Below are 12,043 nucleotides of genomic sequence, written 5' to 3' on the forward strand. Positions count from 1 at the left end.
TTCTCCATAAAAAAACCCAAGGGCCTCTTACTTGCGCAAGAAACACCTTGGGCTCTGATTTGCGCACTTCAGCCGCTGGTTAGAGCAGACCCAAGATCGCCTGGCTCGACTGGTTGGCCTGGGCCAAGGAAGAAATCCCTGCCTGCTGCAGTACCTGCTGTTTCGCCAGATTCGAGGTTTCTGTCGCGAAATCAGCATCCTGAATACGGCTACGGGCTGCTGAGAGATTCTCAGAATAGATCTGGTTGCCTGAAATGACCGCTTCAAAGCGATTCATCATGGCACCAAAGGTAGCGCGTGTCTCAGAAATACCGTCAATGGCTGCACGGCTTGCTGTAATTGCACTCTTAGCAGCAGTTTGAGTACTAATATCTATCCTTTTAACTGCTGTTAAACCACCACTAACGATACCTTTTAAAGCACCCTGAGCTGCAGTATTATTATTTAACGCTCCTACTATCCCACCAGCAAACTCCAACTTGATCTGGGAGTCAGGCGTATTTTTAAAGCCAACCTGGAAGGTAACATTTTGCGCAGATGCATTGAGCAGTTTTTTACCATTAAACTCCGTCACACTGATGATACGCGCAATTTCTTGGGTCAGCTGATCAACTTCTTTTTGCAAGCCACCCCGTGCAGCTGAATCATAGGTGCCGTTGGCGGACTGAATAGCGAGTTCGTTGATCCGCTGCAGGTTTTGGGTCATCTGATCCAAGGCACCCTCAGCGGTTTGCGCCATAGAGATACCATCATTGGCATTGCGCGTTGCCATATTCAAACCACGAATATCCTTAGTCTGCGACTGAGCTAAGTACAAGCCAGCCGCATCATCCTTGGCCGAGTTAACACGCAAACCAGTAGAAAGGCGCTGGAAGGTTTGCGCTTGCGCATTTTGCGTTGAAGATAGGTTACGCGTGGCATTGAGTGCTGCAATGTTAGTATTGAGGACTAGGCTCATGGGTGAGGCTCCTTATTTCACAAATTCGGATAGCATCGCTATTTCATTTTGGGCAGACACTTGCCGCTGGGTAGGCAAGAACTTGCCTCTCTTCTGTGCTGCCCGTAGGTTTCTGATCTTAACTACGTTAACAAAGCAAAAGCTGTGCCAAAGCTTAAGAAGCCTGCTGCTCTAAAACACGCTCAGCTTCTTCTTTGATGGCATCCCAACCTTCTTTGACTGGTTTCATCAACTGAATGACTTCTTCAACCATCGTAGCGTCCTGAGCCGCCATGGCTTGATTGAGGCGTCGTCCCATATAGTCATATAGGCTATTCAATGTTTCGACGACTTCCTTGCCTTTTTCAAAATCCAACGATAGGCGCAATTCAGTAATAATCGCTAAAGCCTTAGCACCAGCCTGAGTGCGCGCCAGTTGATCTTGGCGCTCGATCGCTCCCTTGGTGGCCGCCAAGCGCCCCATCAGCAATTCCATCATAATTTGTATCAGGCGGTGAGGTGTTGCCGTTTCAATTTCAGACTCTTTACTGGTGCCCTGCGCATACTGAAAAACGCCACGCAAATGCTTTTTGTAAGCCATATCTCATCAACCTTTTTTAAATTCTTGGTTTATCTCTGCGGCCGCGTATAGCCAGGTAAGTTGTTCATTTGCTGCGCCAAGAAGCTACCCGAGCTGTTAAAGTTCGCTACCAAACCTTCAATGGCCGCAAACTGGCGCTTGAGACGGTCTTCTAAAAGCTTTAAACGCATATTGGTGGATTCAATACGATCATCAACACGTTTGACCTGATTATCCAAACCTTCGCGACGGACTTCTAACAAGCCTTTAGACAATTGACCATTCTGCGTAGTCGTGGAAGTCAGACGCTGGGCCAAATCAGCAAAACGAGCTGCGTAGCCATCAACTCCAGAACCATCGGCAAAATCAGAAGCCCCCAAAATATGCGCCACACGATCAAAATCGTTTTCCAGCGCTTCATTGAGTTTGGCTGAATTCACACGCAAAGTGCCATTTTGAGAATCAGGGTTCTCAGGATCAAAAGTACCGGGCGTATAAACCTCAATACCGATCAAAGCAAGGAAGTTTTTCTGGGTATCGGCAGCAATGTCATCAGAGCTATTAGTGTCAGAATCAAGATTACTTGGCGTAGGCGAATAGAGAATATTGCGCATCTCTGCCTCTACCGTACGAATCGTGTTATCACCATACAAAGAGCCTTTTTTGGCTTCATTCAGGTGAATGATGACGTCGTTATAGGCTTTAACAAACTGATCGATATTATCGCGAATGGCCTTGTCATCACGTTTTACTTCTAGGCTACTGGCTTTAGTCGCCTCATTCATTGCGCCAGGCGTGATATTAATACTCACCCCTGTCACCACATTACTAAAGTTGTTCGTTGAATTGCTGGCCTCAATACCATCAATGCTGATGCGTGCATCTAAAGTTCTTGCCTGTAAATAGGCGCGTTTTTCATCTAGATCTGTTATAGCATCATAAGCTACCTGGTTAAAATCAAAATCAGGAGAAGACAAATTTGTAACTTTAGCATTCAAACCAGCTGCAAGATCAACACCAGAAAACTCAGCAGAAAAGCGCCCCTCTTCACCTGTTTTTTGGGCTTTCAGCACTAAGCGCGCATTCTCTCCATCCACATTGACGAGATTAGCGGAGACTTTTCCTTTTAATCCGTCATTGCTGTTAATCTCTTGACGTACTTGATCAAGCGTTTTGCCAGCAACATTTATTTCGACAGGATCAATAGCATTACCATCAGCATCTTTTAAGCCAGTAAAAGTCAACTTAGCATCTGCTGCACCTTCGGGAGCCAAAAAATCAGTACGAGAGAAGGGATCCGAGGTCTGTTGATAACTACGCGCTTCAGCCAAAACCTGAATGCTGTAATTTCCAGCAGTCGCACCCGCCAGATGGTCAGCCGTGGCAGTAAACAACTTGTCATTACCTGGCTTAGCGGCTAGCTGGCTGAATTTATCCTGACCACGCAGATCCAGCATGGCGGTGCGCATGGTGCTCAGGCGACTCGTCAACTGACCTAGCGCGCTAATCTGTGATTGAAAAAACTTCTTATCATTTTCTAACCGCTTAAGTGGCTGGGCTTCAGCCGCTACAGTGGCGTTGATAATGTCATTCACGGGCAGGCCAGAACCCACACCCATAAAACTAATTCCAGACATGGCTTTGTCCTCCTCCGCCTTTAATCTTTTGAGCCCTCAACAGTATGATTGAGCGCATGAAGAAAAATTTTATCCACTGCTATTCAGTTTGCTGCTTACAGTGGATTAACTTGCTGATCAGATCAATCAACCTGCATATTAAAAAAACTGGTATCGCCTTCGATCAAGCGTGCGCGTCGTGCGAGCACTTCTTCAGAGGGGTACTGACGAACCACTTCATCCGTTTTGGTGTTCACCACGCGCACGACGACTTCTTCAGTTTGATCATGCAGCTCAAAGCGTAGTGCCCGATTCATTGAATAAAGTGTGCTATTCACCTCATCCAATAATGAACGCAGTTCATCGGCATCAAGAGGCCCAACGGCCATTTCTTCTTGCTCATCTGTTTTCTGATCAACTGGGGCTTGCTGCAATGGGTTAGCAACCAGCTTATCAGTCTGCTGACCTTGCGATATAGTAGCCAAAGGCGGAGCCTTAGAAGAACGAGCATCTTGCTGTTGGATTACTGTTGGCTTGTCGACTTTTTGGGTGGCGCTGTCAGCTGCAGACAAACGTGGTTCGTTTGTACTGGTGTAAGCGCTCGTGGAGCTGAGTGGGGGCAATTCCGAGGTCATCGCCTTTACCTCACGGTTGAATTGATCTAGCTTATTTTATCGACCACAAGAGGTAAAGCTTTAGACCTAATTCTGGCCAGCCCCTTAAACTAAAAAACCCCCAACCCGAAGGCTGGGGGTTTGTAGAGCAAGACAACTTGGATCTAAAAGATCCAAGTCGAAGTGTCTTACAGCAGACCCAGTACTGTCTGCGCAGAAGCGTTAGCCTGACCCAGAGCAGCGACACCCGCCTGCTGCAGAACCTGCTGCTTAGCCAAGTTGGAAGTTTCAACAGCAAAGTCAGCATCCTGAACACGGCTACGTGAAGCCTGCAAATTTTCAGAAGCAATCTGGTTACCAGAAATAACCGACTCAAAACGGTTCATCATCGCACCAAAGGTAGCGCGAATAGTAGAGACACCGTCAATACCGGCACGAGTGGATGCAATAGATTTTTGTGCAGCAGTCTGAGTTGTAATATCAATAGTTTTGACAGCAGACAAAGAACCATTAACAATAGCCTTGATAGCGCTCTGCTGCGCCCCTGCCAAGTTATTGGATAAACCGCTTTTCAGACCAACTTTGACTTGGTAGCCAGAGCCATTCTGGTTACCAACCTGCATAGTACTAACACGGGCACTGCCGTTGAGAAGCTTTTGACCGTTAAACTCTGTGGTTTCAACAATACGCTTGATTTCTTGGGTTAATTGATCAACTTCTTTTTGCAGACCACCGCGCGCAGCAGTGTTGTAGGTGCCGTTGGCAGACTGAATCGCCAGCTCGTTGATACGCTGCAGGTTAGATTGGATTTGATCCAAGGCGCCTTCCGCAGTCTGAGCCAAAGAAATACCGTCACCAGCATTACGGGTTGCCATATTCAAACCACGAATATCTTTAGTTTGAGACTGGGCCAAATAGAGACCACCAGCATCATCTTTAGCTGAGTTGATACGCAGGCCTGTAGACAGGCGCTGGAAAGTTTGTGATTGCTGTGCCTGAGTATTGGCCAGGTTACGAGCACCATTCAGGGCGGCATTGTTAGTATTAATTACGAGAGACATAGTCGTGCTCCTTAGCTTAAGAAAGTATGTCAAGAGACATTAGTGTTATCGGACCTACCAGACGAACCTTTAGCTTTTTTCTCAAAAATTATTCTCGCACCTTCTGCTCTACCCAAAGATGGGCACGACTCAACTGCTCATCCTCCTCGAATGAGATCAGCACACAAGGGAAGTTGCCTGCTTGCTGAGCAAAAATTTCAGGATCTGTGACTAAATATCCTTGAATGTGGCTTGCCGCTGCCTGCCACTCATTCCAGACTGTTGAGTCTGTCACAACCACCCATTGCTCAATCTGTGTTAGCTGCGCTGTTTTTTTGACTAGCTCCAGTTGCTCCTCAGCTCGACCGAAGTAGATCACGACAGAAGGGGCGCGTCTTGCTAGCTCAATCACCGTCAATGGGCGCTCTTGAGCCAACCGAGTGAAGTGATAAGCCAGGCTCTGTAACTTCTCCTGCTTTTGCTGCTGCTCTATAGCCTTCAGAAGCGGTGCCGCAGCCTCAAGCTCACCTTCATAAGGATCACTCACCACACAAAGCCACTGTGCTCGCTGGCGATAAGCAGGATGCCAAGGAGCAGAAAGCAAAATATCTGGCTCTAGCCCTGCTGCTCTCAGTTCAAGATGCGGGTTAAACGCAGGGTCGATAAGCAACAGATTGAACCAGCACTGTTTAAACTGCCACTGATCATCGGCAGTCCCTAAACCCATAGACTCCGTCATCAGTACACTGCTTAAGGGTGTCCACATCAGCTTCTTCCCTTGCGTACACAGCTGAAGCTGCACATCATTGATTGCCAAAGGCCCAGTGAAGCGTGAATCAACGGAGGGCTCTAACAATGCACTACGCTTAATCAAGATGCAGGCAGGATTGAGTGCATTAAAGTTTTGCTCACACCAAGCACGCGGTAAACCTTTAAGCTCTTGCTCTAAAAAGAAGTCACGATACAGATCACCGATCAAACCGTCCTTACCAAGAATTTGTCCGGCGCTCAGCAGCGTTGAGCGCGATGAAACAAGCCGAGGAGCGACCATCGCGACGTCATCTCTGCCAAGCTGGTCCTGTAAAGGAGTCAACCAATCCGCTTGAATGCAGCGTAAACGATCCCAAGTCAGTAAGAAATGCTCACTCTGACTGGCGTTGATCAAGACTTGCCATTGCTGCGCAATGTTGGCTTGCTGGGCATCAACAGGCACCCAAACTGGAGAAAGCCCACCTAGCCCTTGCTCAATCAACCATTGTTGATTCTGCGCTTCGTTGGCTGGGCTGGTGATATAAAGTTGTGTATGTCTTGGCAGCTGCTGCTCTTGTAGAGAGCGTAGACAGGATGCTAATTGCTCACCAAGCCCTTCTCCAGCAATTAAAAGATCAACTGGCGGCAGCTCATCTTGAATGTGATAACGGGTATTGTAAATTTGAGCATGCAAGCCAGGTAACACCTCAGCTCTCTCAAAACCACAACGCTGTAAATGCTGCTGGCGAATCAAGGCACCTAGTTGCTCGTAATCCGAACTCTTGACCCAAGGATCCATAAAAGTGGAACGATGTACCAGCATTTGTGGAATGTGGCCAATGGCAGGCAACGTCATACGCTCAGCAATACGAAATACTAACTCTTCCGCTTGGCGATAAGCATAATCACCAAACCCATCCATCGCTTTCCATGCATCCTTTCGGAAGGCGACAGATCGCCCAACATAATCGGTTGAACGCAACAGATCGAGGTTAAAATCTGGTTTAAAAACACCCGATTCAGCGCGACTTGTGGCAAAGCGTGATGCATCATCACTGAGTTCTTCATTCGTTGGTGTAATCAGCACCTCATCACCATACATTACCAACCAATCAGGATAAAGGTCAGCATAATCCGCCAGATGGAATAGTGCATGAGGGTGAAGCTCGTCTCCAGGCCACAGCGCTACGATCCAGTCAGCTTCAACCTCCTCAATGACCTGGTTGACTTGCTCAAAAGGCTGCTCATCATGTATCCACTGTATCTTGGGATGGTTGAGTAACTCTGCATCAGGGCAAGGATCAGCACTAATAACACTCAGCCCAAAATGAGGATACATTTGCAATTCAAGAGAATCTAGCGTACTGGCCAGTGCACTAAAGAGCGACTGATCAACGACCATCACAAGATGAAAGCTAGGGTGCTTTTTCCACGTATTATAGCGCTCGCCCATCAGCTGAGCGGTGAGTTCATTGGGGCGGATACGCTGTTGCCACAGAGCAAAGCTATCGACTTGGTAGAAGCGGTGATCATCACCAAAAAGTTCAAGATTGTCATAAAACTGGTCATCATTACGAACACTTTCAGCTACATCACTGTAACCAAAAACATCGAACAGTAGAGCTGTAGAGAGTTGGAGTGCTTTCGAGCTCTTGGTTGGAATAACATATTTTTCATTATTTGAGGAAATCTGAATCAGGTTTTTTCTGTAATCATCATTTTCTATTACTCTCTTTAATGCTGGCAATAATCCTCTACTGTCAACCTGTATAACACCATCATGCGCATCAAAACAAAGCCCGCCTAAGAAAACATGCCTAATAACCAATTCTATAACTGCTTTTCCCATTGCCATGCTTTCAATTGCTATACTGGAACCAGATGAGATAGTGATATCTGAGATCATAACTATTGGTTCAGAACGATCAAAGCAGTAACGCAGACAGCTATTCAGACCTAGTCGTTCCGCACTCCTTTCAACCCTATCCTTTATAAAAGAAACACCCGACGGCCTATCTTTAATTATAAAAAACACTGGACGAGAAACTGTCTTAATGATATTGCTTGCAGCATCCATGAATGAATCCAATGATTTCTCATAGGTTTCTGGATCAGAGGTAGCATTCTCTACAACTGTATATGTTGTAAAGTACGAAACCACTAAAGCATCATCAGGGATATCTAAATCTTTTTTTAATTTTTGCACTTGATTGCTATTATAGTTTCTATAAACATCCCAATTGATCATCCCCGTGACAGGTCTATAAGAGAGTCCAGTTTGCATATCATCAAGAGTCTCTGAACAACGCATTGAGGCTAGAGTGACATAGTCAGATCGAAAGTGTCGAATACTACCCATATTTCTGGACAAATAAGGGCTATGACAAAAATGGATGCTTGCAATATTATTGTCTTTTGCCCAATCAACTAAAACCGCTTCATGTATAAGGTATTCCTGATTAACAACAAGAGCAATAACTTCAAGCTTATCATTCAAATAGTCTAAAGCAGATCGCATTGAAGCTATCTTATTGATTCTTTTTCTTGCGATTTCTGTAACCAGGGTACCTGGAACTTCGACAGCATATTTCTCTAACCATTCTTCAAAATCAGCAGCACCAGACTCCAAACAATATTCTATATTGCTTTCTATCCCTTTTATTAACCCCCTTAAATCCCTATAGAACTCCTCTATAATATACACTGAAACGCCATACTTTTTGGCATATAAATTAGCAGTTTCCGCAAATAACCGAGGAGTTATTATATCAAAGGACTCCCGGCTCAAAATAGCGTCAAGAATCGACGCTTGCCGATCAAGAATCGTAGAGATAATAGCCCTTTTCTTTTCTTTCATTTTATAACCTAGCGATTTCGCCTTGTAGATGAGTTTAGAGCGGCACTCAATGCAGAAAAAACATCTGACTTCAATGGTTTTAAAATCGATATTTCTTTGCAATTTTTTTCTTTTTCAAAAGGCAAAGTCCAGTTATCTGCTAACCACGCCTTTTTTTTATCTTGCATGCTATCATTTACCCAAAGCAAAAGAATTTTTTGCTGCTCTGGAGACAAGGAGGTTAAGATCCACCTTTTGCGAGCCTCATCAGTCAACTCATACAATCTCAATATAAATTGCGCAGGATATAAATCATCAAAAAAACCCTCTAAAACTCCATCTACGCAGGGAGCAACTGCATTTTCATTTTCGGTATGATAATAATCCGAAAAATCATCAAGCCAAATCTGCATAAAGCCTTGAAATCGAGCATCAAAATCTAGCCAGCTCATCAATCTTTTCCAGCTGTTTTTTCCGCACAATGTGTTACTTGAAACTAAATCCGCAAAATCACTTGAATTATAATAATCAAGCATGTTTTTACCCACCTGCATTACAATGAAAACCCATCATCGATTACTATATTTTGACCTAAGATATACTTAGATGCATCAGAAAGCAGGAAGTTGACAGCCCCTGAGATATCTTTTGGTTCAAGCATGCCCTTCCCATAGCTTTTTTTATTATAACGCTGGACAAATATTTCAGGCTGCCCATCAAGCAAACCACCAGGACTGACACAGTTTACTCTAAAATGGCTATTTGCAATATACGCATTAACATAATTTGAAACATGGATAAGTGCAGACTTTATTGCAGAATACTCAACAGGCATAGTCATACCTGTATCTTTATATAGGTAAAAATCTGGGTTTATGACTCCATAAATGGAGGATATATTTACGAGAGAGAAAAACTTATCTCTACTTAAAAAGTCTTCTTTTCTTTTTTCGAAATATTTAGCACATTGCTGTAAAAAAACAAAGCTTCCACCTAGATTTTTAGATAAGTTCTCGCTAAAATCAGCATATTCCACATCAAAAAAGTGCCTGCCATAGTTTTTATTTCTCGGGTAAATCGAGTTAACTGCACCATCAATGATGATATCGGAATCTAGGAGCTCGAAAATAAAATCTCCACCTGTAACGTCCCACTCAAAAAGATGCACCTTGTTATGGTGATTTCTATCTATGATTGTTTTCATCTTTCTGTCGAGCTCTGAATAATTGCAGTCTATAGCAATCACATTTGCTCCTGCGTTCAAGCAACCTTTTACTAAGGTCGAGCCCAAAAGACCTGCAGCACCTAGTATCATAATATTTTTATCATAAAGTGAGCTATGATTCACGGGGTGGATACCTTTTTGTCCAAGAACTTTATTAATTTAGCTGGATTGCCAGCAAAAAGAGATCTTGCAGGAACATCTTTGTTGACAACGCTTCCTGCACCAACAACAGAGTTTTCGCCTATTATGACACCAGGAAGAATAATACTTCCTGCACCAATCCAACATCCTTTTTTAAGTAATACTGTTTTCGGAGACTGATGCCCTTGATCAATCAAATCAATTGAATTTGAATCAAATCTATGGTTTGCAGTGTAAATATGGATATTGGAGCCGAGCATAACATTATCTTCAATAATTATACTACCTTCATCGCCGTCCCTAGGGTCTGCAAAAAGCATTGTTTGCGGTCTTACAACAACACGATTACCTATAGATATTTTTGAGCAAGAAATAGCATATGATCCAGGTCTAAACTCAGCACCTTCACCAAAGTATCTAAATTTAGATTTACAGAAAGAGAGAGCTCTTTTTTTAAAAAAAAGATTCCAATGTGTAAATGGGCAGTCGGGACCAATTCGATCACTCGAAACATCAAAGAAAATTTTTTTGGTTAAAGAAATCAAGATGCCACCAATGCTAGCTAATTTATTTCAATTTAAGCCTCTTATCCATTAGAAACTCAGCAATTTCAAAATCATATAGTGTATCTATATCTATAGCCCTCTCCTTTGGAACTTCGAACGAGAAAACTCGACCAGAAAAAAGTTTTTCATTTTTAATAATTAAACTCGGATTTGCTGCATAAGCGACTGTCGTCAAATCAAATACTTCTGGTGCATCTTGCCGACGATAAAAATCTTTTTCAAAAGAATTTATCAGTGAAACAGACTGGTCTTTATTTTTCTTTACCATATTAAACCAAGGGTTGCGGTGTGCCTGTGTTACAACAACCGCCAAATCAGCATTGTTTTTTTCATAAGTATTAATGCATTCATCAATATCTTCAGATAGCCTAAGAGGTGACGTTGCTGGAACAGAAACAAAGATATCTGGTAGGGTACCCTCATGATCAAGCAAGTAATTCAAAGCATGTCGCCATGCATCTATTTCAGCCGCTGTATCAGTTGCTAAACTAGCAGGACGAAGGAAAGGGACTTGAGCTCCAAATGATTTAGCAATATTGGCAATTTCCTGTGAGTCAGTTGATACAATAACACGCTCAATTCTTGATACTGCCAGAGCCTGCTCAATCGACCATCCAATTAATGGTTTTCCTGATAACAGGCGAGAGTTTTTTCCTGGTAGGCCTTTAGAGCCACCACGAGCAAATATAAATGCAGTTATTCTCTTCATTTTAACTTTTTTCTATGCTGATGGATTGGCTGTTTTTTGATGATGATTCTTTTGCCGCTTCGACTATTTTTAGAACTGCTAGCCCATCATAACCGCTTGAAGCTGTCGTTGATGATTTGCCATCTTCAATGGCTTTAATGAAGGATTTAATTTGTTCTCGATATGTAGCATCACGATCAGGTGACTCATTCTTTATGATTTGCCAAGCATTTAGCTTAGCAGTGAAAAGATTGACTTGACCTGAAACAGCATCCCACTTTATAGTTCCATACTCACCAATAGCAGTACAGCATCGTGTTGTATCATGCCTTAGAAAATCCATAGATAAATTTCCTAGCGCCCCATTAGAAAAGCCAATATTTAATTGAGCGCAATCTTCAACATCTATGTCTAAATTACTGAGCTTAGTGCTCCGACAGCTCACCCAGTCTATCTCTCCAAACACCCATCTCAATATATCTATTTCATGGCTTAGCTCTAAGAGGACGCCACCACCTAGTTTATGCTGAGCGGATACTGTGGTACGGTAATCTTTTCCTGGTCGCCAACTAGGTAAGTATTGCCCTACTTCGTACTTTATATAATAGACTTTACCAATTATTCTGCTGTCTATTTCTTTCTTAAAATGGAGCAGTGTGTTAAGAAATCTAAGATTATAGGCTGTCTGAACAATAACTTTCCTTTCTTTGCAGGATTCTAGAAAAGTATCGATCTCTTGAGTAGAGTTTGATATTGGCTTTTCAATTAATAAATGAACTCCGTGCTCAGCAAGTTTCTTGGCGATTTTTATATGAAAGGGTGCAGGCGATGCGATAATAGCAATTTGCGGTTTATACGCACATGCATCATCTATATCTTGTGTACATTGTGCGCCATATGGCAGAGGTTGAGAGCAATTACTAGAGCGCAGCACTAGTATATCTATACTAGGCATCTCTTCTCTTAATAATCGGAGATGCCTATGACCTATGCTTCCTAATCCTACTATAAGAGCACGTTTTATTTTTTCTTTACCCATATATTTTTATA

Annotated in this window: 11 protein-coding genes; all 11 read right to left on the reverse strand. The window is 43.2% G+C overall.

Translation table 11 applies throughout. From position 1 onward, the window contains the following. Positions 1–79: 79 nt before the first annotated feature. Positions 80–958, reverse strand: coding sequence for a flagellin N-terminal helical domain-containing protein (locus V6U78_RS05340; protein ID WP_405338184.1), 879 nt, complete (start codon positions 956–958; stop codon positions 80–82). Positions 959–1,112: 154 nt separating this feature from the next. After that, positions 1,113–1,538, reverse strand: coding sequence for a flagellar export chaperone FliS (gene fliS / locus V6U78_RS05345; protein ID WP_405338186.1), 426 nt, complete (start codon positions 1,536–1,538; stop codon positions 1,113–1,115). Between the two features lie 29 nt (positions 1,539–1,567). Continuing rightward, positions 1,568–3,154: a flagellar filament capping protein FliD gene (fliD, locus tag V6U78_RS05350; protein ID WP_405338188.1), complete on the reverse strand. Its 1,587-nt coding sequence runs from the start codon at positions 3,152–3,154 to the stop codon at positions 1,568–1,570. Between the two features lie 122 nt (positions 3,155–3,276). Continuing rightward, positions 3,277–3,618, reverse strand: coding sequence for a flagellar protein FlaG (locus V6U78_RS05355; protein ID WP_405338190.1), 342 nt, complete (start codon positions 3,616–3,618; stop codon positions 3,277–3,279). Between the two features lie 317 nt (positions 3,619–3,935). Continuing rightward, complete coding sequence (locus V6U78_RS05360; RefSeq protein WP_405338192.1) at positions 3,936–4,808, reverse strand: flagellin N-terminal helical domain-containing protein; 873 nt, start codon at positions 4,806–4,808, stop codon at positions 3,936–3,938. An 88-nt stretch (positions 4,809–4,896) separates the two neighbouring features. Continuing rightward, positions 4,897–8,394 (reverse strand): glycosyltransferase family protein, encoded by a 3,498-nt coding sequence (locus tag V6U78_RS05365; protein WP_405338194.1) that lies wholly within the window; start codon positions 8,392–8,394, stop codon positions 4,897–4,899. Positions 8,395–8,402: 8 nt separating this feature from the next. Beyond that, the gene (locus V6U78_RS05370) at positions 8,403–8,909 is read right to left on the reverse strand and encodes a hypothetical protein (RefSeq protein ID WP_405338196.1); all 507 of its coding nucleotides are present in this window, start codon (positions 8,907–8,909) and stop codon (positions 8,403–8,405) included. 17 nt (positions 8,910–8,926) lie between these two features. Then, positions 8,927–9,721 (reverse strand): oxidoreductase, encoded by a 795-nt coding sequence (locus V6U78_RS05375; RefSeq protein ID WP_405338198.1) that lies wholly within the window; start codon positions 9,719–9,721, stop codon positions 8,927–8,929. Next, positions 9,718–10,284 (reverse strand): acyltransferase, encoded by a 567-nt coding sequence (locus V6U78_RS05380; RefSeq protein ID WP_405338200.1) that lies wholly within the window; start codon positions 10,282–10,284, stop codon positions 9,718–9,720. Before V6U78_RS05380 ends, V6U78_RS05375 begins: the two co-directional genes overlap by 4 nt. A 22-nt stretch (positions 10,285–10,306) precedes the next feature. After that, positions 10,307–11,014, reverse strand: coding sequence for an acylneuraminate cytidylyltransferase family protein (locus tag V6U78_RS05385; RefSeq protein WP_405338202.1), 708 nt, complete (start codon positions 11,012–11,014; stop codon positions 10,307–10,309). 1 nt (position 11,015) lies between these two features. After that, positions 11,016–12,032 carry a Gfo/Idh/MocA family protein gene (locus tag V6U78_RS05390; protein WP_405338204.1) on the reverse strand — a complete coding sequence of 339 codons (1,017 nt, stop codon included), beginning with the start codon at positions 12,030–12,032 and terminating at the stop codon, positions 11,016–11,018. Between the last annotated feature and the right edge of the window lie 11 nt (positions 12,033–12,043).

The organism is Marinospirillum alkalitolerans (genome assembly GCF_045055655.1).
In the GTDB taxonomy this organism is placed as follows: Bacteria; Pseudomonadota; Gammaproteobacteria; order Pseudomonadales; family Halomonadaceae; genus Marinospirillum; species Marinospirillum alkalitolerans.

Coding starts and splice junctions, on each gene's coding strand:
- V6U78_RS05385 (WP_405338202.1), bottom strand. CDS start 11,014: ATGAAGAGAATAACTGCATTTATATTTGCTCGTGGTGGCTCTAAAGGC.
- fliD (WP_405338188.1), bottom strand. CDS start 3,154: ATGTCTGGAATTAGTTTTATGGGTGTGGGTTCTGGCCTGCCCGTGAAT.
- V6U78_RS05390 (WP_405338204.1), bottom strand. CDS start 12,032: ATGGGTAAAGAAAAAATAAAACGTGCTCTTATAGTAGGATTAGGAAGC.
- V6U78_RS05365 (WP_405338194.1), bottom strand. CDS start 8,394: ATGAAAGAAAAGAAAAGGGCTATTATCTCTACGATTCTTGATCGGCAA.
- V6U78_RS05360 (WP_405338192.1), bottom strand. CDS start 4,808: ATGTCTCTCGTAATTAATACTAACAATGCCGCCCTGAATGGTGCTCGT.
- fliS (WP_405338186.1), bottom strand. CDS start 1,538: ATGGCTTACAAAAAGCATTTGCGTGGCGTTTTTCAGTATGCGCAGGGC.
- V6U78_RS05370 (WP_405338196.1), bottom strand. CDS start 8,909: ATGCTTGATTATTATAATTCAAGTGATTTTGCGGATTTAGTTTCAAGT.
- V6U78_RS05340 (WP_405338184.1), bottom strand. CDS start 958: ATGAGCCTAGTCCTCAATACTAACATTGCAGCACTCAATGCCACGCGT.